The organism is Jejuibacter sp. L23, assembly GCF_050815825.1.
Lineage (GTDB): Bacteria > Pseudomonadota > Gammaproteobacteria > Enterobacterales > Enterobacteriaceae > Jejubacter > Jejubacter calystegiae.
The window spans coordinates 999,095-1,019,968 of the sequence record NZ_CP138199.1; the positions used below are offsets into that span (position 1 = coordinate 999,095).

17 protein-coding genes are annotated in these 20,874 nt (G+C 54.9%); 12 read left to right on the plus strand and 5 right to left on the minus strand.

Annotation, left to right across the window (positions count from 1 at the left end):
* Window positions 1–45: 45 nt before the first annotated feature.
* From dgt to SCU88_RS04565, 3 genes are all read left to right on the plus strand, one after another.
* Window positions 46–1,560 carry a dGTPase gene (gene dgt / locus SCU88_RS04555; protein WP_175340253.1) on the plus strand — a complete coding sequence of 505 codons (1,515 nt, stop codon included), beginning with the start codon at window positions 46–48 and terminating at the stop codon, window positions 1,558–1,560.
* A 150-nt stretch (window positions 1,561–1,710) separates the two neighbouring features.
* Window positions 1,711–3,138, plus strand: a complete 1,428-nt coding sequence (gene degP, locus SCU88_RS04560) for a serine endoprotease DegP (RefSeq protein ID WP_175340252.1) — start codon at window positions 1,711–1,713, stop codon at window positions 3,136–3,138.
* A gap of 155 nt (window positions 3,139–3,293) precedes the next feature.
* Complete coding sequence (locus SCU88_RS04565; protein WP_175340251.1) at window positions 3,294–4,469, plus strand: CdaR family transcriptional regulator; 1,176 nt, start codon at window positions 3,294–3,296, stop codon at window positions 4,467–4,469.
* A 2-nt stretch (window positions 4,470–4,471) separates the two neighbouring features.
* On the opposite strand, the gene SCU88_RS04570 is transcribed toward SCU88_RS04565, so the two are convergent.
* From SCU88_RS04570 to map, 5 genes are all read right to left on the minus strand, one after another.
* On the minus strand, window positions 4,472–4,858 hold the full coding sequence (locus SCU88_RS04570; protein WP_175340250.1) for a DUF3461 family protein: 387 nt from the start codon (window positions 4,856–4,858) through the stop codon (window positions 4,472–4,474).
* A gap of 162 nt (window positions 4,859–5,020) precedes the next feature.
* Window positions 5,021–5,188, minus strand: coding sequence for a DUF4223 family protein (locus tag SCU88_RS04575; RefSeq protein ID WP_175340249.1), 168 nt, complete (start codon window positions 5,186–5,188; stop codon window positions 5,021–5,023).
* Between the two features lie 572 nt (window positions 5,189–5,760).
* Window positions 5,761–6,585: a 2,3,4,5-tetrahydropyridine-2,6-dicarboxylate N-succinyltransferase gene (dapD, locus tag SCU88_RS04580; RefSeq protein ID WP_175340248.1), complete on the minus strand. Its 825-nt coding sequence runs from the start codon at window positions 6,583–6,585 to the stop codon at window positions 5,761–5,763.
* 42 nt (window positions 6,586–6,627) lie between these two features.
* Window positions 6,628–9,297: a bifunctional uridylyltransferase/uridylyl-removing protein GlnD gene (gene glnD, locus SCU88_RS04585; protein ID WP_175340247.1), complete on the minus strand. Its 2,670-nt coding sequence runs from the start codon at window positions 9,295–9,297 to the stop codon at window positions 6,628–6,630.
* A gap of 43 nt (window positions 9,298–9,340) precedes the next feature.
* The gene (gene map / locus SCU88_RS04590) at window positions 9,341–10,135 is read right to left on the minus strand and encodes a type I methionyl aminopeptidase (protein WP_175340246.1); all 795 of its coding nucleotides are present in this window, start codon (window positions 10,133–10,135) and stop codon (window positions 9,341–9,343) included.
* 316 nt (window positions 10,136–10,451) lie between these two features.
* On the opposite strand from map, the gene rpsB reads away from it, so the two are divergent.
* The 9 genes from rpsB to bamA all read left to right on the plus strand — a co-directional run bounded on the left by rpsB (window position 10,452) and on the right by bamA (window position 20,818).
* The gene (gene rpsB / locus SCU88_RS04595; protein ID WP_138095838.1) at window positions 10,452–11,177 is read left to right on the plus strand and encodes a 30S ribosomal protein S2; all 726 of its coding nucleotides are present in this window, start codon (window positions 10,452–10,454) and stop codon (window positions 11,175–11,177) included.
* 184 nt (window positions 11,178–11,361) lie between these two features.
* The gene (tsf, locus tag SCU88_RS04600) at window positions 11,362–12,210 is read left to right on the plus strand and encodes a translation elongation factor Ts (RefSeq protein ID WP_175340245.1); all 849 of its coding nucleotides are present in this window, start codon (window positions 11,362–11,364) and stop codon (window positions 12,208–12,210) included.
* A 211-nt stretch (window positions 12,211–12,421) separates the two neighbouring features.
* Complete coding sequence (gene pyrH, locus SCU88_RS04605; RefSeq protein WP_138095840.1) at window positions 12,422–13,147, plus strand: UMP kinase; 726 nt, start codon at window positions 12,422–12,424, stop codon at window positions 13,145–13,147.
* 142 nt (window positions 13,148–13,289) lie between these two features.
* Window positions 13,290–13,847 carry a ribosome recycling factor gene (frr, locus tag SCU88_RS04610; RefSeq protein WP_175340244.1) on the plus strand — a complete coding sequence of 186 codons (558 nt, stop codon included), beginning with the start codon at window positions 13,290–13,292 and terminating at the stop codon, window positions 13,845–13,847.
* 138 nt (window positions 13,848–13,985) lie between these two features.
* On the plus strand, window positions 13,986–15,182 hold the full coding sequence (gene ispC, locus SCU88_RS04615; protein ID WP_175340243.1) for a 1-deoxy-D-xylulose-5-phosphate reductoisomerase: 1,197 nt from the start codon (window positions 13,986–13,988) through the stop codon (window positions 15,180–15,182).
* A gap of 197 nt (window positions 15,183–15,379) precedes the next feature.
* Window positions 15,380–16,138: a (2E,6E)-farnesyl-diphosphate-specific ditrans,polycis-undecaprenyl-diphosphate synthase gene (ispU, locus tag SCU88_RS04620; protein ID WP_138095843.1), complete on the plus strand. Its 759-nt coding sequence runs from the start codon at window positions 15,380–15,382 to the stop codon at window positions 16,136–16,138.
* A gap of 12 nt (window positions 16,139–16,150) precedes the next feature.
* Entirely contained in the window at window positions 16,151–17,011 is an 861-nt protein-coding gene (cdsA, locus tag SCU88_RS04625) for a phosphatidate cytidylyltransferase (RefSeq protein WP_175340242.1), read from the plus strand.
* A 14-nt stretch (window positions 17,012–17,025) separates the two neighbouring features.
* Window positions 17,026–18,378, plus strand: a complete 1,353-nt coding sequence (gene rseP / locus SCU88_RS04630) for a sigma E protease regulator RseP (RefSeq protein ID WP_175340241.1) — start codon at window positions 17,026–17,028, stop codon at window positions 18,376–18,378.
* Between the two features lie 34 nt (window positions 18,379–18,412).
* Window positions 18,413–20,818 carry an outer membrane protein assembly factor BamA gene (gene bamA / locus SCU88_RS04635; RefSeq protein ID WP_138095846.1) on the plus strand — a complete coding sequence of 802 codons (2,406 nt, stop codon included), beginning with the start codon at window positions 18,413–18,415 and terminating at the stop codon, window positions 20,816–20,818.
* Window positions 20,819–20,874: the final 56 nt, after the last annotated feature.

Below are 20,874 nucleotides of genomic sequence, written 5' to 3' on the forward strand. Positions count from 1 at the left end.
AATTTGGCTGTATAGTCTATCATGGCTGGAAAAACGGGAGGGAGCATGAACGGTATTGATTTTCGCAGGAAAATAAACTGGCACCGCCGGTTTCGTTCACCGCAGGGAGAAAAGACGGAACATGAAATTCTGCGGATTTTCGAAAGCGACCGCGGCAGGATCATCAATTCGCCGGCTATTCGCCGCCTGCAGCAGAAGACCCAGGTCTTCCCGCTGGAGCGCAATGCGGCGGTGCGCACCCGGCTGACCCACTCTATGGAGGTTCAGCAGGTGGGGCGCTACATCGCGCGCGAGGTGCTGAGTCGTCTGAAAGAGCAGAAGCTGCTGGAAAGCTACGGGCTGGATGAGCTGACCGGGCCTTTTGAGAGCATCGTCGAGATGGCCTGTCTGATGCACGATATCGGTAACCCCCCTTTTGGCCACTTTGGCGAAGCGGCCATTAATGACTGGTTTCGTCAACGTCTGTTTCCGGAAGATACCCGCCGTGACGCCGCGCAGGATACGCGCTGCGAGATAGCCTGTCTGCGGCTTCGGGAAGGGGAGTCGGAACGTAATACCTTGCGTCGCCGGGTGCGTCAGGATCTCTGCCATTTTGAGGGTAATGCCCAGGGTATTCGTCTGGTTCATTCGCTGTTGCGAATGAACTTAACCTGGGCTCAGGTGGGCTGTATTTTGAAATACACCCGTCCGGCCTGGGATGCCGACCAGCCGCCTGAGGCATTCCGCTACCTGATGAAAAAGCCCGGCTACTACCTTTCTGAAGAAGCCTATATCGCCCGACTGCGGCGCGAATTAGAAATGGATGAATATTGCCGTTTCCCCCTGACATGGATTATGGAAGCCGCGGATGATATCTCTTATTGCGTGGCGGATCTGGAAGATGCGGTAGAAAAAAATATTTTCACGGTAGAGCAGCTGTATCAGCACCTGAAAACCCGTTGGGGAGAGCCTGAGCCAGGCGATCTGTTCTCAGTGGTCATCAATGACGCCTGGGAGAAGTCGGGCACCAATACCATGCGCCGCAGTACGGAAGATCAGTTCTTTATGTATCTGCGGGTCAATACCCTGAATAAGCTGGTACCCTACGCCGCACAGCGCTTTATCGATAATATCGGGCAGATATACGCGGGCTCTTTTAATCACGCGCTGCTGGAAGATGACAGCCCGTTCAGTCGTCTGCTGGAGCTGTATAAACAGGTGGCGAAGCGTCATGTTTTTTGCCATCCGGAGGTCGAGCAGTTGGAGCTTCAGGGCTACCGCGTCATTAGCGGGCTGCTGGATATTTACCGCCCGCTGTTGATGATGTCGTTTGCGGATTTCCAGCAAATGGTGGCGAACAATAGCGTGGGCCATTTGCCGATCGAAACCCGGCTGTACCACAAATTATCTACCAAACACTGCCTGTCTTATATTGAGGCGATTAAGAATTTGCCAGAGAATTCGCCCGACATGGAGGAGATGGAGTTTTATTATCGCTGTCGCCTGATTCAGGACTATATCAGCGGAATGACCGATCTCTATGCCTGGGACGAATACCGGCGGCTGATGGCGGTGACCTGAGTCACCGCTTTGTAAAGATGAACAATAAATTTTTACCTTTTCCATAACCTGTTTAAGGGAACTTCACGCTATAAATTCACTCTGATAATTGCCATAAACAATAGCCATTCTGGCTCGCTCAGTATTTAAAGAAATTTGAGATAGAAACTGATGAAAAAAACCACGTTAGCAATGAGTGCGCTGGCTCTGAGTCTGGGCCTGGCGCTGGCCCCTGTGTCATTCGCCTCCGCCGCTGAGACTGCCTCTTCTTCCGTCGCGTCGCAACAGATGCCGAGTCTGGCGCCGATGCTGGAAAAAGTGATGCCATCGGTGGTGAGTATCAACGTAGAAGGGAGTACTACGGTTAATACGCCGCGCATGCCGCGCAACTTCCAGCAGTTCTTCGGCGACAACTCGCCGTTCTGCCAGGAAGGTTCGCCTTTCCAGAGTTCTCCCTTCTGTCAGCAGGGAGGCGCGGATGGCGGCCAGCAGCAGAAATTTATGGCGCTGGGATCCGGGGTCATTATTAATGCCGAAAAAGGCTATGTGGTGACCAACAACCACGTTGTGGATAAGGCAACCAGCATTAAGGTTCAACTGAGCGACGGGCGTAAGTTCGACGCTAAGGTTGTCGGTAAGGATCCGCGTTCTGATATCGCGCTGATCGAGCTGAAAGATCCGAAAAACCTGAGTGCGATTAAACTGGCGGATTCCGATGGCCTGCGGGTGGGCGACTACACTGTCGCTATCGGTAACCCCTACGGTCTGGGTGAAACCGTGACCTCCGGTATCGTCTCTGCCCTGGGGCGCAGTGGGCTGAATGTGGAAAACTATGAAAACTTCATTCAGACCGATGCCGCCATTAACCGCGGTAACTCCGGCGGCGCGCTGGTTAACCTGAACGGCGAGCTGATTGGTATTAACACCGCGATTCTGGCGCCGGACGGCGGCAATATCGGTATCGGTTTTGCCATTCCCAGCAATATGGTGAAGAACCTGACCGGGCAGATGGTTAAATATGGCCAGGTTAAGCGCGGTGAGCTGGGCATCATGGGGACCGAGCTGAACTCCGATCTGGCGAAAGCCATGAAGGTCGATGCCCAGCGCGGCGCTTTCGTAAGCCAGGTGATGCCGAACTCCTCTGCGGCGAAAGCGGGCGTGAAAGCGGGCGACGTGATCGTCTCTATGAACGGTAAACCGATCAGCAGCTTTGCCGCGTTGCGCGCCCAGGTGGGCAGCATGCCGGTAGGCAGCAAGGTTAAACTGGGTCTGCTGCGCGAAGGCAAGCAGGTTACCGTTGACCTGGAGCTGCAGCAGAGCAACCAGAATCAGGTGGACTCTTCCAGCGTCTTTAACGGTATTGAAGGGGCCGAACTGAGCAACCGCACCGGCAAAGATAAAGGCGTTATCGTCAATAGCGTGAAGGTGAATACGCCTGCGGCGCGCATCGGTCTGAAGAAGGGCGATGTGATTGTTGGCGCGAATCAGCAGCCGGTAAACAACATTGCCGAACTGCGTAAGATTCTGGACAGCAAGCCGTCGGTGCTGGCGCTGAACGTTCAGCGCGGCGACACTTCTATCTATCTGCTGATGCAGTAATCTTCTCTTCACTCCTTCTAAGGCCGCGTATGCGGCCTTTTTTTGTGACGTTTTACACATCTTCATATCCCTATGTCGCGCTTTGGGCATTTGCACAATGTTATCGCCTTCTCTCTGGCTTATGCTGGAACGTCGATTAGCGGGAGGAGGGGATTATGGCGGACTGGCACCTGAATGACCTGATGGCGCAGGAGATCGTCGACAGGACGATGCGTATCATCGATACCAATATCAACGTCATGGACGCACGCGGCAGAATTATTGGCAGCGGAGATCAGGAGCGAGTTGGCGAATTGCATGAAGGTGCGCTGCTGGTGCTCTCACAGGGGCGGGTTGTGGATATCGACGACGCGGTGGCGCGCCATCTGCACGGGGTACGTCAGGGGATTAATCTGCCGCTACGTCTGGAAGGGGAGATTGTCGGCGTAATCGGGTTGACCGGCGCTCCGGAAACGCTGCGTCAGTACGGCGAACTGGTCTGTATGACGGCGGAGATGATGCTGGAACAGTCAAGGCTGATGCATCTGTTGGCCCAGGATCGGCGGTTACGTGAAGAGCTGGTGATGAACCTGATTCAGGCGGAAGAGCACACGCCTGCGCTGGTGGAGTGGGCCCAGCGGCTGGGAATTGACCTGAATCAGCCACGGGTAGTGGCCGTGGTTGAGGTGGACAGCGGGCAGTTGGGGGTCGACAGCGCCATGGAGGAGTTGCAGCGTCTGCAAAACGCCCTGACCACGCCGGAGCGAAATAACCTGATCGCTATTGTTTCGCTGACGGAAATGGTGGTGCTGAAACCGGCGCTAAACGCCTTTGGACGCTGGGATGCAGACGATCACCGACGTCGGGTGGAGCAACTGCTGTCCCGCATGGAAGAGAGCGGTCATCCACGTTTTCGTATCGCGCTGGGTAACTACTTTACCGGCCAGGGAGCGATAGCCCGTTCCTGGCGAACGGCCCGTACTACTATGATGGTGGGTAAGCAGAGGATGCCGGAACAGCGCTGCTATTTTTATCAGGATCTGATGCTGCCGGTGCTGCTCGATGGTCTGCGTGGCGGCTGGCAGGCTAATGAGCTGGCCCGGCCGTTGGCCAGGCTGAAATCGATGGACAACAACGGGCTGCTGCGCCGTACCCTGAATGCCTGGTTCCGTCACAATGTACAGCCGCTGGCGACCTCACGGGCGCTGTTTATTCACCGTAATACGCTGGAATACCGGTTGAATCGGGTGGCGGAACTGACGGGGCTTAATCTGAGTCACTTCGACGATCGGCTACTACTGTATATCGCCCTGCAACTGGATGAGCAGCAGGGCGTGGGCGGCGTCAGCTAAAATTATTTGCGGGTCAGCTTTTCGAGATCGGCTTCGATCTCGGTAATTTTGTTGGCTACCACGCTTTCCAGATGGCGCAGATCGTCAAGAATCTTGCGCTTCAGATCGACATCGCTACGCTCGCGCTGGCAGATTTGATCGAGTTCATCGATCACGTAGCGCAGATTGGGGCTGATCTCCTGGACTTCCCGATATCCCTGTCCGGTACCGCCTGCGGCGACCGTCTTGCGCTGGCGCGGATATTTAAACTTCACGCTTTTGGCGAAGAACTCGCCTTTATCCTTGTGAAAGTAGATCTTCAGGATGTCGTTATTCGCCTCCTGGCGCAGGCTGTAACGGTCAATCTCTTGCGGATTAGTGATGCCGAGGCTTTTCAGATTATCGTACATAGTGGCGTTTTCCCCTTTAAGCGAGACGAGAGCAACCAGTAGATAGTTAACGGAAAGCGGTTTTTTTGCCAGTTCGGATATCAAAAATTCGACATTACGGGAGAGGAAACAGAAAAGCCGACCGCAGGGGTCGGCTTTACACCATCGGGTAACCCGCAAGACTTACTTGTCTACCGGGCCACAGCCACCAATAATTTTAGAGATAGAAATTGCCGGATGCAGAAGGTAATCGTAGTCGCAGTTCTTCTCTTTATTGTAAATGCTACCGGTACAGCCTGTCAGAGTGGCTAACAGAGCAGCAACAACCGTGAACTGTGCGATTTTTTTCATTGTATCAATCCTGTTTGAAATAATTCCATTGAGAGTGCGCTATCAATTAGCGTCGTGCTAAATATAATCTTACAAACAATAATGATGTCAAGCATAATGTAAATAAAATGACATAACTGGCAAGCGGCGTTATTTGTTGCGTGAGCACACGACGAATATTCCTAATAAGTTAATGGGGGTATTGTTTCCGGTTTTGTTTCCTGAAAGCGTCTTAAAAAAGCGGTGGGGTAGATGTGGCAGAGGATAGCCTGTGCCAGAGCAGACTCTGGAATTATCGCTGTTTTTATTGCTCTGGACTGGATACAAGCGTAACAGATAAAATAATGTTTTTATTTTATGGCTATTTTCCTGTTTTTATATTGATGACATTTTCGGATTTTATTCTGGTTACGGAGAATAGTTGCTGGATTGGTTACTGGAAATCAATATAGTAAATAATTAAGACAATCGACTTTATTGGAAGAATATTCCTGGTAATGGTGCGCATGTCTTATATTCGGCGAGGGACTGACTGCTGAATAAAAAAAGGCGGCGCCGGAATCCGGGCCGCCCTGATAATGGATAACTGTCGCTTAGTCGATCGAGCGCAGCAGTTCGTTGATACCTACCTTGCCACGGGTTTTGGCGTCAACCTTCTTGACGATGACTGCGCAATAGAGGCTATATTTGCCATCTTTAGAAGGCAGGTTGCCGGAAACCACTACCGAGCCAGCTGGAACGCGACCGTAGTGGACTTCGCCGGTTTCGCGGTCATAGATTTTGGTGCTCTGGCCGATGTATACGCCCATAGAGATAACGGCGCCTTCTTCAACGATAACCCCTTCGACGATCTCGGAGCGCGCACCGATAAAGCAGTTGTCTTCGATGATGGTCGGGTTAGCCTGCAGCGGCTCCAGTACCCCACCGATACCCACGCCGCCGGACAGGTGCACGTTTTTACCGATCTGGGCGCAGGAGCCCACGGTTGCCCAGGTATCCACCATGGTGCCTTCATCGACGTAAGCGCCGATGTTAACGTAAGAAGGCATCAGTACGCTGTTGCGGGCGATAAAGGCGCCCTGACGCACTGCCGCTGGCGGTACCACGCGGAATCCTTCCTTCTGGAAGCGCGCTTCGTCGTAGCCGGCGAACTTCATTGGCACCTTGTCGAAATAGCGGCTTTCTGCCCCTTCCATCACCTGATTATCATTAATGCGGAAGGAGAGCAGGACCGCCATCTTCAGCCACTGATGGGTCACCCACTGACCGTCAACTTTCTCGGCTACGCGCAGCTCACCGCTGTCGAGCAGAGCGATAACCTGATTAACGGCATCGCGGGTTTCGGAATCAACGTTGGCCGGTGTAATGTCGGCACGGCGCTCGAAAGCGGACTCAATCACTTTTTGAAGCTGCTGCATTGTTTTGCTCTTTCCTGATGGCTAATTGTCACTTAAAAGAAGTTACCCTTTATCGTTTGGATTAAGGGCCTCTGTCAACCGTTGCTGTACTTCGCGCTGTAGATCTTCCCCCAGCGCGCGCCCTTCTGCGTTGGCGAGAATAAACAGATCCTCCACCCGTTCGCCGATGGTGGAGATGCGTGCGCCGTGCAGGGAAATGTCGAGATCGGCAAAGATCTGTCCGACGATAGCCAGCAGACCTGGCTGATCGAGAGCGATCAGCTCCATAAAGGAGCGGCGCTCGGTATGGGTTGGCAGAAAAGCGATTTCGGTCGGTACATTGAAGTGGCGCAGCCTGGCCGACTGGCGGCGCGGGCGCGGCGGCTGCCAGGAGCGCTGGGTGATGGTCTGTTCCAGCCCCTGAATGATGGCCTCGTGGCGATCGGCGGAAAGTGGCGTGCCGTCCGGCTCCAGTACGATAAAGGTATCCATCGCCATACCGTCGCGGGTGGTGAAAACCTGGGCATCGTGGACGCTCAGATTACGACGGTCCAGCTCGCCGCAGACGGCAGCGAACAGATAAGGGCGGTCCGGACTCCAGATAAAGATTTCGGTACCGCCGCGGGTGGCCTGGGGGCTGAGCAGGATCAACGGCTGCTCCAGATCGTGGCTCAGCAGATGCCGGGCATGCCAGGCCAACTGGTTGGGGCTGTGGCGTACAAAGTAGCTGGCGCGGCAGCGGCGCCAGATCCGGTGCAGCGCCTCTTCGTCGATGCTTTCCATTCGTAGCAAGGCCAGCGCCTGGCTCTGATGATGACGCACCCGCTCGCGCATATCGGGGGTGTTGTGCATGCCGCGCCTGAGCTGCTTTTCGGTGGCGAAATAGAGTTCGCGCAACAGGCTCTGCTTCCAGCTATTCCACAGAGTTTCGTTGGTGGCGCAGATATCTGCCACCGTCAGGCATACCAGATAGCGCAGGCGGTTTTCGGTCTGCATCTCTTTGGCGAACTGTTTGATCACTTCCGGATCCTGAATGTCGCGGCGCTGGGCGGTGACCGACATCAGCAGATGCTGGCGCACCAGCCAGGCGACCAGCTGGCTTTCGCGGGAGTTCAGGCCGTGCAGTTCGGCGAAAGCCTGAACGTCCTGAGCGCCCAGCACCGAATGGTCGCCGCCGCGACCTTTGGCAATATCGTGGAACAGCGCGGCGATAAAGATCAGTTCGGGGTGGCTCAGCCGCGGCCAGAGATCGACGCACAGCGGATGGCGCTGGCGGGTCTCTTCATCGGCAAAGCTTTCCAGCTTCAGTAATACCCGGACGGTATGTTCATCCACGGTATAGGCGTGAAACAGGTCAAACTGCATCTGGCCGACGATATGGCCCCACTGCGGCATATAGGCCCAAAGCACGCTGTAGCGGTGCATCGGCAGCAGGCCGTGGCGCACCATTCCCGGGTGGCGTAGCATCGCCAGAAACAGCTCGCGGGCTTCCGGAATGTAGCATAGCGGCTGCTTCAGATTACGGCGGGCGTGGCGAAGCTGGCGCAGGGTGGTGGAGTAGATACCGCTAATCTCGCGATTGCGCACCATGGTGTAGAACATGCGCAGAATCGCCTGGGGTTCGCGCATAAACAGGGTTTCATCACGCAAGTCGATAAGCGAGCCGCGTAGCTGGAAATCGTCGTCGATAGGACGGGGCTTTTCATCGGCGGGTAGTGCCAGAATCGCTTCGTCGAACAACTGCAACAGCACCTGATTCAGCTCGCTGACCCGATGCATCACGCGATAGAAGTTCTTCATCATCTGTTCGACCGGCGCATTGCCATCGCCGCTATAGTTCAGACGCTGGGCGACGCTCAGTTGGCGGTCGAACAGCAGGCGGTTGTCGTAGCGGTTGAGCTCCAGATGCAGCGCGAAGCGGATACGCCACAGTTGAATCTGGCATTCGTTCAGTTCGGTGCGTTCGGCGTCGGTCAGAAAGCCGAAACCGACCATCTCATTCAACGACGTGGCGCCAAAGTGGCGCCGGGCCACCCATTGCAGGGTGTGAATATCGCGCAGGCCGCCGGGGCTGTTTTTAATGTCCGGCTCCAGGTTATAGCTGGTGCCGTGATAGCGCTGGTGACGCTCCTCTTGCTCCGTCACTTTGGCGGCGAAAAATTTCTCCGACGGCCAGAAACCGTCGCTGAACACCTGCTTCTGCATCTCAAGGAACAGCGTGACGTCGCCGGTTAGCAGACGAGACTCGATCAGGTTGGTGGCGATAGTCAGGTCGTTAAGTCCTTCCTGCAGGCATTCATCCAGGGTGCGGACGCTGTGGCCGGGCTCCAGACGCAGATCCCAAAGCGTGGTAATCAGGGCACCGACTTTCTGCGCCAGAGATTCTGGCAGCGGCTCGCGACTCAGAATAAGCAGATCGATATCCGATAATGGATGCAGTTCGCCGCGACCATAGCCGCCTACGGCAATCAGCGCCAGGCCGGACACATCGCCGAAGCCGTCGTGGCGCCACAGGCGCTGCAGGAGCTGATCGATAAATTCGGTTCGGGCGTTGATAAGCTTGTCTACCGCTACGCCGTCGTCAAAGGCGCGCCCCAGCCACTGATGGAAGTCATCCAGATGGGTGCGCAGGGTATTGAGGTCGAAACATGCTTCTTGCCAGGTATTGGGGTTTTCCGGCTGACCGGGGAGGGTGGCCCGGGTCATATTAAGATGGGGGGAACTGTTATCCATGCGGGGGCCCATAAAAAAAGCCGGCATGCGCCGGCTTCAGATGTTATTCATCATGCGATATCACGCGCGGGATGGTGTCATCTTTGCGCAGGGTCAGGATTTCGCAGCCGTTCTCGGTGACCACAATAGTATGCTCATACTGTGCAGACAAGCTGCGATCCTTGGTTTTCACCGTCCAGCCATCTTTCATGGTACGGATGCGGTAGTCACCGGCGTTGACCATTGGCTCGATGGTGAAGGTCATACCGGTTTTCAACACCACGCCGCCGTCATCGGCATCGTAATGCAGCACCTGCGGCTCTTCATGGAAGCCTTCGCCGATGCCGTGGCCACAGTATTCGCGCACCACAGAGAAACCTTCTGCTTCAACAAATTTCTGAATTGCGGCGCCCAGAGAGCGCAGGCGGATACCCGGTTTCACCATACGCAGCGCCAGGTAGAGGCTTTCCTGGGTGATGCGGCACAGACGCTCGCCAAGAATAGTCGGCTTGCCAACGATAAACATTTTGGACGAATCGCCGTGGAAGCCATCTTTAATGACGGTCACGTCGATATTAACGATATCGCCCTCTTTAAGATGCTTATCATCGCTGGGGATACCGTGGCATACCACTTCGTTGATCGAGATGCAGACTGACTTCGGAAAGCCGTGATAGCCCAGGCAGGCGGAAACCGCGTGCTGTTCATTGACGATATAGTCGTTGCAGATGCGATCCAGCTCGCCGGTGGTGACGCCGGGCACCACGTGGGCTTCGATCATCTCCAGAACTTCGGCGGCCAGACGACCGGCGACGCGCATTTTTTCGATATCTTCAGGGGTTTTGATTGAGATTGCCATGCAATGAGATCCGCTGTGTCGGGGTTTCGACAATAATTAATGATAGCGGTAATGGTATCAGGGCAGATCCAGGTAGCCAAATTGCTAATGATGCTATCCGCGACCAGGCAACAACTATTGGAGTCCGGCGCTGGTTTGTGGTATAAAGCGCGCCGGAATTCTATTTCGTATAGTACATACCATACGGAACGGAACAGACGAAAACTCACTTTGTGTATAACACACACGTATCGACACATATTCCGGGGTGCTCTTCGGAGTCGGTAATATGGGATACGTGGAGGCATAACCCCACTTAATCTATAGAGGTTTAAACATGGCAACTGTTTCCATGCGCGATATGCTCAAGGCTGGTGTTCACTTTGGTCACCAGACCCGTTACTGGAACCCGAAAATGAAACCGTTCATCTTCGGCGCGCGTAACAAAGTTCACATCATCAACCTTGAGAAAACTGTACCGATGTTCAACGAAGCTCTGGCTGAGCTGAGCAAAATCTCTTCCCGTAAAGGTAAGATTCTGTTCGTTGGTACTAAGCGCGCTGCAAGCGAAGCGGTAAAAGAAGCTGCAACCAACTGCGATCAGTTCTTCGTGAACCATCGCTGGCTGGGCGGCATGCTGACCAACTGGAAAACCGTTCGTCAGTCCATCAAGCGTCTGAAAGACCTGGAAACTCAGTCTCAGGACGGCACTTTTGACAAGCTGACCAAAAAAGAAGCGCTGATGCGTACCCGTGAACTGGACAAGCTGGAAAATAGCCTGGGCGGTATCAAAGACATGGGCGGCCTGCCGGACGCACTGTTTGTGATCGACGCAGATCACGAGCACATCGCTATCAAAGAAGCCAACAACCTGGGTATCCCGGTATTCGCTATCGTTGATACCAACTCCGATCCGGACGGTGTTGACTTCGTTGTCCCGGGTAACGACGACGCAATTCGCGCTGTTAGCCTGTACCTGAACGCTGTTTCCGCGACTATCCGCGAAGGCCGTTCTCAGGACCTGGCAACTCAGGCTGAAGAAAGCTTCGTAGAAGCTGAATAATAAGGTTCGCTCTTTTAGAGCCCTTATTAACCAGGTATAAAAAGTTTGGTTAGGGGGCCTGTCTCAGGCCCCTTTTTTGTTTGAGTCCGGCTTGTCAGGCTATCCTTTGATGAGTCGCACTATACCGCTGTCCCCGCTGGGGACAGCGGTGATCTCACCGCACGAGATAACCGAGGATTAAATAATGGCTGATATTACCGCTTCCCTGGTAAAAGAGCTGCGCGAGCGTACCGGCGCAGGCATGATGGATTGTAAAAAAGCGCTGGTCGAAGCTAACGGCGACATCGATCTGGCTATCGAAAACATGCGTAAATCGGGTGCTATCAAAGCGGCGAAAAAAGCAGGTAACGTGGCTGCTGACGGCGTAGTCAAAACCAAAATCGTCGGCAACTATGGCGTGATTCTGGAAATTAACTGCCAGACCGACTTCGTTGCTAAAGACGCTGGTTTCCAGGCATTTGCAGACAAAGTTCTGGATGCAGCCGCTGACGGCAAAGTCACTGACGTTGAAGTTCTGAAAGCCCAGTTCGAAGAAGAGCGTGTGGCGCTGGTTGCTAAAATCGGTGAGAACATCAACATCCGCCGCGTTTCAATTCTGGAAGGCGCAGAGCTGGGTGACTACCTGCACGGCGCTCGCATCGGCGTTCTGGTTGCCGCTACCGGCGCTGACGAAGAGCTGCTGAAAGATCTGGCGATGCACGTTGCTGCCAGCAAGCCGGAATTCGTGAAGCCGGAAGATGTGTCTGCTGAAGTAGTAGAGAAAGAGTACCAGGTTCAGCTGGACATCGCGATGCAGTCCGGTAAGCCGAAAGAGATCGCAGAGAAAATGGTTGAAGGCCGTATGAAGAAATTCACCGGCGAAGTTTCTCTGACCGGCCAGGCTTTCGTTAAAGATCCGAGCAAAACCGTAGGTCAACTGCTGAAAGAGAAAGGCGCTGACGTAACTGGTTTCATCCGCTTTGAAGTGGGTGAAGGCATCGAGAAAGTTGAAGCTGACTTCGCTGCCGAAGTTGCTGCAATGTCCAAGCAGTAATGCTGTTAAAGGAGCCGCCTGCGGGCGGCTCTTTTTTACGGACAACGCCTGAATTCCGGTCGCCGGGAATTTTCCTCTGGTCCTGGCGGCAAACGGGCAACACGGTCAGAGGCCATTATCAGTCTGCTCTGATTCCGCTTTGATCGTAATGCGACAACACTCTGTCGCCAGACTTAACCATCCCATTCGTTGATTGTTCCAGGAAAGAAACATGGCTACCAATGCAAAACCCGTCTATAAACGCATTCTGCTTAAGCTGAGCGGCGAAGCGCTGCAAGGTGCAGAGGGCTTCGGTATCGATGCAAGCATACTGGACCGTATGGCTCAGGAAATTAAAGAGCTGGTTGAGTTAGGGATCCAGGTCGGGGTGGTTATTGGCGGCGGCAACCTGTTCCGCGGCGCGGGACTGGCCGAAGCCGGTATGAACCGCGTAGTCGGCGACCACATGGGCATGCTGGCTACCGTGATGAACGGCCTGGCCATGCGCGACGCGCTGCACCGCGCCTATGTGAACGCCCGTCTGATGTCTGCTATTCCGCTGAATGGCGTGTGTGACAACTACAGCTGGGCCGAGGCGATCAGCCTGCTGCGCAATGGCCGCGTGGTTATCTTATCCGCTGGCACCGGTAACCCCTTCTTCACCACCGATTCGGCCGCCTGCCTGCGTGGTATCGAGATCGAAGCCGATGTGGTGTTGAAAGCGACCAAGGTCGACGGCGTCTACTCGGCCGATCCGGTAAAAGATCCGAACGCGACCCTGTATGATCAGTTGCACTATCAGGACGTGCTGGAGAAAGAGCTGAAAGTAATGGATCTGGCCGCCTTTACGCTGGCCCGCGATCATAAATTGCCGATTCGCGTCTTCAACATGAATAAGCCAGGCGCGCTGCGTCGGGTGGTCATGGGTGAAAAAGAAGGCACTTTGATTACGGACTAATTTTCGTTTGCCTGGAATCAGGGTAAGATTCCGCCTTCGAAATCGATTTCTCACAGGTCGGCCCGGCAAAGAGCGCTATACTTAAGCACTCCGCTGCAGGCGGTGCGGGCAGCCTGACAACCAGTTTTCAAGGACTTATAACGTGATTAGCGATATCAGAAAAGACGCCGATGTACGCATGGACAAGTGCGTGGAAGCGTTTAAAAACCAGATCAGCAAAATCCGTACCGGTCGTGCTTCCCCGAGCCTGCTGGACGGCATTATGGTGGAATACTACGGCGCGCCCACGCCGCTGCGCCAGCTGGCCAGCGTCACCGTGGAAGACACCCGCACGCTGAAAGTCAACGTGTTTGATCGCTCTATCTCTGCTGCGGTCGAGAAAGCGATCATGACCTCCGATCTGGGCCTGAATCCGAGCTCAGCAGGGAGCGATATTCGTGTGCCGCTGCCGCCGCTGACTGAAGAGCGCCGTAAAGATCTGATCAAAGTGGTTCGCGGCGATGCTGAAGATGCACGCGTGTCGGTACGTAATGTTCGCCGTAACGCTAACGATAAAGTCAAAGCGCTGCTGAAAGATAAAGAGATCAGCGAAGACGACGAACGTCGTTCTCAGGATGATGTTCAGAAGCTGACCGACGCGGCTATCAAAAAGATTGATGCGGCGCTGGCAGATAAAGAAAAAGAGCTGATGGAATTCTAATCACTCTTCGAAAGCAATGTGAAAAAACGCCGTACAGGGAGGCCAGTCAAACGGTCTGGACTGACGGCGTTTTTTGCTTTTTAGGCTGTGCGGCTGAGCCGTGCGTTTGATACATACCTCCGGGTTTCAGAGCATTTCATGAAGCATTTGACCATTCTTGGCTCGACCGGCTCTATCGGTTGCAGCACCCTCGACGTGGTTCGCCACAATCCCGAACGGTTCGCCGTTTCCGCGCTGGTGGCAGGAAGCAACGTCTCCCGCATGCTTTCTCAGTGCCTTGAGTTCCAGCCGCGCTATGCGGTAATGAACGATGATGCCAGCGCTTGCGATCTTGGCCGGCGCCTGAAAGAGGCGGGAAGCCGTACCGAGGTGCTGTCCGGTAGGTCAGCCGCCTGCGATATGGCGGCGCTGGATGAGGTTGACCAGGTGATGGCGGCGATCGTCGGCGCTGCCGGTCTGCTGCCGACGCTTGCGGCGATCCGGGCCGGTAAACAGGTGCTACTGGCGAACAAAGAATCACTGGTGACCTGCGGCCGACTGTTCATGGATGCCGTAAAGCTGTCAGGCGCGCAACTTTTGCCCATCGACAGCGAACATAATGCCATTTTTCAGAGTATGCCCGAAACAATTCAGCAACAGCTGGGATACGCTGACCTGGAGGAAAATGGGGTCCGCTCAATTATCCTTACCGGGTCAGGTGGCCCGTTCAGGGAAATGCCGCTGGCGAGCTTCGGGACGATAACCCCGGAACAGGCCTGTCGGCATCCGAACTGGTCGATGGGACGTAAAATCTCTGTCGATTCTGCCACCATGATGAACAAAGGTCTCGAATACATAGAAGCCCGCTGGTTATTTAACGCCTCTGCCGAGCAGATGGAGGTGTTGATTCACCCGCAGTCGGTGATTCATTCGATGGTGCGCTACCAGGATGGCAGCGTGCTGGCGCAACTGGGGGAGCCGGATATGCGTACGCCTATTGCGCATGCTATGGCTTACCCGGATCGGGTAAATTCCGGCGTTCAGCCGCTGGATTTTTGCCGGATCGGTTCGCTCAGCTTCCAGGCTCCGGATATGCAGCGCTACCCCTGCCTGCAACTGGCCGTGACGGCATTTGGGCAGGGACAGGCAGCGACGACCGCGCTGAACGCGGCGAATGAAGTTGCCGTCGCTGCTTTCCTGGAGGGCGCCATTGCGTTCACCGATATTGCGGCGCTAAACCGTGATGTGCTGGCGACCATCGCCGTACCGGAACCCCGCAGCGTGGAAGAAGTGCTGGGGGTGGACAGCGAGGCGCGGGCACTGGCATCGGCAAAAGTTGCACGCTTTACGCATTGATAAAGCGGTACCGTTATACCCGAAGTATGCAGGGTATATTTGTGGGTCCAGGGCTGAGGTGATATAGTCTGCGCCACCCGATGGAAGCTCATTGGTGCTTATCAGGTGGTTAAGCCGTGGTTGACACGGCTTTTTTACGTGAAGGCTTCTGTATTCCTGAGAACCGCTTAATCCTTATCAGGGAAATTAAACGCGTTATGTTGTCTGCTAACCAACCATTAAGCGAAAATTCACCTGCGCATGGAGCACGCCATGTCGCCATTATTATGGATGGCAATGGCCGTTGGGCGAAAAGACAAGGGAAGATGAGGGTCTTTGGCCATAAGGCCGGTGCCAAATCGGTCCGGCGTGCGGTCTCTTTTGCTGCCAATAATGGCGTCAGCGCGCTGACGCTCTATGCGTTCAGCAGCGAAAACTGGAACCGTCCCGCGCAGGAGGTCAGCTCCCTGATGGATCTGTTCGCCTGGGCCCTGGATAGCGAGGTGAAGAACCTGCACCGGAACAACGTGCGGCTGCGTATCATCGGCGATACCTCGCGCTTTAACGCCCGACTGCAGGAACGTATCCGTAAAGCTGAAGCGCTGACGGCTCAAAACACCGGTCTGACGCTGAATATCGCTGCGAACTATGGCGGACGATGGGATATTATTCAGGGAGTGAAGCGCCTGGTCACCCAGGTTCAGGACGGTGTCCTGACGCCCGAGCAAATCGATGAAGAGATGCTAAACCAGCAGATCTGCATGAATGAGCTGGCTCCCGTAGATTTAGTGATTAGGACAGGGGGAGAGCACCGTATCAGCAACTTTCTGCTGTGGCAGATAGCCTATGCTGAACTCTACTTTACCGATGTTCTCTGGCCTGATTTCGATGAACAAGACTTTGAAGGTGCGTTGCATGCCTTTGCAAATCGCGAGCGACGTTTTGGCGGCACGACACCCGGTGGCAGCTATGCCTGATGGGGGGAGCTTTTGCTGAAGTATCGCCTGATTTCCGCTTTAATTCTGATTCCCGCGGTGATCGCCGCGCTATTGTGGCTGCCGCCGGTTGGCTTCGCGATTACTCTGCTTGTGGTCTGTATGCTGGCCGCCTGGGAGTGGGGGCAACTGAGTGGGTTTAAAAGCCGTTCGCAGCGGGTCTGGCTGGCGGTACTCTGCGGCCTGATATTAGCCGCCATGCTCTATACTCTGCCTGAATATCATCACCATAGCGCGCAGCTGCCGCTGATTTCCGGTATCCTCTGGGCTTCACTGGCCTGGTGGATTGTGGCGCTGGTGCTGGTCCTGTTTTATCCCGCTTCTGCGGGAAGATGGCGCAATTCGCGCGTTCTGCGTCTGGTTTTCGGCGTAATGACCATCGTGCCCTTTTTCTGGGGGATGCTGGTACTGCGCAACTGGCACTACGATATTAATCACTACACCGGAGCTATCTGGCTGCTGTATGTGATGCTGCTGGTATGGGGAGCCGATTCAGGCGCCTATGTCTTCGGTAAGATGTTCGGCCGCCATAAGCTGGCGCCGCGGGTGTCGCCGGGGAAGACCTGGCAGGGGTTTATCGGCGGACTGTTCACCTCTGCGGTCATTGCCTGGCTGTTCGGCTCCTGGGCCAACCTGGAAGTGGCGCCGACCACGCTGTTTGTCTGCTCTATTTTTGCTGCCCTGGCTTCGGTACTGGGCGATTTAACGGAAAGTATGTTTAAACGTGAAGCGGATATTAAGGATAGTGGTCACCTGATCCCCGGTCACGGTGGTATTCTGGATCGCATCGACAGCCTGACGGCGGCGGTGCCGGTTTTCGCCTGTCTGTTACTGCTGGTTTTCAGAACGGTTTAAAGGGACATTTCGCTATGCTGAGCATCCTATGGAATCTGGCGGCTTTTATCGTTGCGCTTGGTGTGTTGATCACCGTGCATGAGTTTGGCCATTTCTGGGTTGCCCGGCGCTGTGGCGTGCGCGTGGAACGCTTCTCTATCGGTTTCGGCAAAGCGCTGTGGCGCAGGGTCGATAAGCAGGGAACCGAATTTGTTATCGCCCTAATCCCTCTGGGCGGCTATGTCAAAATGCTGGATGAGCGCGTGGAGCCGGTGCTACCGGAGATGCGCCATCAGGCCTTCAATAATAAGCGGGTCTCGCAGCGGGCGGCGATTATCGCTGCCGGTCCCATCGCGAATTTCCTGTTTGCTATCATCGCCTACTGGTTGGTTTTCATCATCGGTATCCCCAGCGTTCGTCCGGTTGTTGGCGAAATAACCGCCAGTTCCGTGGCCGCACAGGCACAAATTGCGCCAGGTATGGAACTTAAGGCCGTTGACGGTATCGAAACGCCTGACTGGGATGCAGTTCGTCTCGCTTTTGTCGGCAAGATTGGCGATGCATCGGCCCGGGTAGCGGTGGCGCCCTTTGGCAGCGACCAGGTGAGTGAGAAAACGCTTAATCTGCGGGACTGGCACTTTGAACCAGACCGCCAGGATCCCATCTCCTCGCTGGGTATCATCCCCCGCGGTCCGACGGTTGAACCTGTGTTGGCTCAGGTTCAGGAGCAATCGGCAGCGACTAAAGCCGGTTTGCAAGCTGGCGACAGGATCGTTAAAGTCGATGGTCAGCCGCTGAAAGAGTGGATGACGTTTGTTAAGCTGGTGCGCGATAATCCGGGGCGCCAGCTAGAGATAGAAGTCGAAAGGCAAGGGAAGACCTTGTCTTTAACGCTGATACCGGATACAAAACCGGGTAAAGCGAAGGCGGAAGGTTTTGCAGGGGTCGTACCACAGGTCACCCCGCTGCCAGACGAGTACAAGACAGTGCGCCAGTATGGGCCGTTTACCGCTGTCATCGAAGCCACGGACAAGACATGGCAGTTGATGAAGCTGACGGTTAACATGCTGGGGAAATTAATAACCGGTGACGTAAAACTGAACAACCTCAGTGGGCCAATCTCGATTGCCCAGGGGGCGGGGATGTCAGCGGACTACGGGTTGATCTACTTCCTGATGTTTCTGGCGCTGATTAGCGTCAATCTGGGAATTATTAACCTGTTCCCGCTGCCTGTTCTGGACGGTGGACATCTGCTGTTTCTGGCGATTGAGAAGCTGAAAGGCGGGCCGGTTTCCGAGCGAGTTCAAGACTTTAGTTATCGCATTGGCTCAATTTTGCTGGTGTTGTTAATGGGGCTTGCACTTTTCAATGATTTCTCTCGGTTATAAGAGAGATTTGGGTTAGGAAGAACGCATAACAACGATGGCGATGAAAAAGTTGCTCATAGCGTCGCTGCTCTTCAGCAGCGCCACCGTATACGGTGCAGACGGGTTCGTAGTGAGAGATATTCATTTCGAAGGCCTGCAGCGAGTCGCCGTTGGTGCGGCCCTCCTCAGCATGCCGGTGCGCGTTGGCGATACGGTAACGGACGATGATATCGGTAATACCATCCGCTCACTGTTTGCCACCGGTAACTTCGAAGATGTGCGGGTACTGCGCGACGGCGATACGCTGCTGGTTCAGGTGAAGGAGCGTCCAACCATCGCCAGCATTACTTTCTCCGGCAACAAGTCGGTGAAGGACGATATGCTGAAGCAGAACCTGGAAGCCTCAGGCGTGCGCGTGGGGGAATCTCTGGATCGCACCACCCTGTCCGATATCGAGAAAGGGCTGGAGGATTTCTACTACAGCGTGGGTAAATACAGCGCCAGCGTGAAAGCTGTTGTCACGCCGCTGCCGCGTAACCGCGTCGACCTGAAACTGGTGTTCCAGGAAGGGGTTTCGGCCAGGATCCAGCAGATCAACATTGTGGGTAACCACGCCTACAGCACCGAAGAGCTGATCTCGAATTTCCAACTGCGCGACGAGGTTCCCTGGTGGAACGTGGTCGGCGATCGTAAATACCAGAAGCAGAAGCTGGCGGGCGACCTCGAAACCCTGCGCAGTTTCTACCTCGATCGCGGCTATGCGCGCTTCAATATCGACTCTACTCAGGTCAGCCTGACGCCGGACAAAAAAGGCATCTACATTACCGTGAACATCACTGAAGGCCAGCAGTACAAGCTGTCGGGCGTTCAGGTCAACGGTAATCTGGCGGGCCACTCAGCGGAAATCGAAAAGCTGACCAAAATCGAGCCAGGCGAACTCTATAACGGCACTAAAGTGACCCGCATGGAGGACGACATTAAGAAACTGCTCGGTCGCTATGGTTATGCTTACCCGCGCGTTCAGACTCAACCAGAGATCAACGATGCCGACAAGACAGTTAAACTGCACGTCAGCGTCGATGCCGGCAACCGTTACTACGTGCGTAAGATTCGATTCGAAGGTAACGACACCTCCAAGGATTCCGTACTGCGTCGCGAAATGCGCCAGATGGAAGGGGCGTGGCTGGGTAGTAACCTGGTCGACCAGGGGAAAGAGCGTCTGAACCGTACCGGCTACTTCGAAACCGTGGATACCGAAACCCAGCGCGTGCCGGGTAGCCCGGACCAGGTAGACGTGGTCTACAAGGTGAAAGAGCGTAACACCGGTAGTCTGAACTTTGGTATCGGTTACGGTACTGAGAGTGGCGTGAGCTTCCAGGCGGGTGTTCAGCAGGATAACTGGCTGGGTACGGGCTATTCGGTCGGGATCAACGGTACCAAGAACGACTACCAGACTTACGCGGAACTCGCGGTCACCAACCCGTACTTTACGGTGGATGGGGTGAGCCTGGGTGGTCGTCTGTTCTACAACGACTTTAAAGCGGATGATGCGGATCTCTCCACGTACACCAACAAGAGCTACGGCCTTGACGGTACGCTGGGCTTCCCGATCAACGAATACAACACGCTGCGCGTCGGTCTGGGCTATGTCCACAACGACCTGTCCGATATGCAGCCTCAGGTTGCGATGTGGCGTTATCTGAATGCCCAGGGTGAACATCCGTCCAACTCAGGTAAGGATGATGACTTCTCGGCGGACGATTTCACCTTTAACTACGGCTGGACCTTCAACAACCTCGACCGTGGTTACTTCCCGACCAAAGGTTCACGCGTTAACCTGAATGGTAAAGTGACCATTCCGGGCTCCGACAACGAGTTCTATAAGGTAACGCTGGATACCGCGACCTACATGCCTATCGATCAGGATCGCAAGTGGGTGGTACTGGGTCGTACCCGTTGGGGCTACGGCGACGGTCTGGGCGGTAAAGAGCTGCCGTTCTACGAGAACTTCTACGCCGGTGGTTCCAGCACGGTGCGCGGCTTCCAGTCTAACAACATCGGTCCGAAGGCCGCTTACTATGGCCCGGATAACCGCTACTGTTCCGGATCGGCGGTCTGTGAATCTGACGATGCTATCGGCGGTAACGCCATGGGCGTGGCCAGCCTTGAGCTGATCACCCCGACGCCGTTCCTGAGCGAGAAGTACGCCAACTCGGTGCGTACCTCTTTCTTCGTGGATGCAGGTACGGTCTGGGATACCGAGTGGAATGATACCGCGCAAACCCGCGCAGCCGGTATTCCGGACTACAGCGATCCGAGCAACATTCGTATGTCTGCCGGTATTGCCGTACAGTGGATGTCGCCGCTGGGGCCGTTGGTCTTCTCTTACGCTCAGCCGTTCAAGAAGTACGATGGCGACAAAGCGGAGCAGTTCCAGTTTAATATCGGTAAAACCTGGTAACGTCGCCGAAAAAACGGCACACGTTTCAGTATAGCGAAGGCTCCGGGCGGGAATAC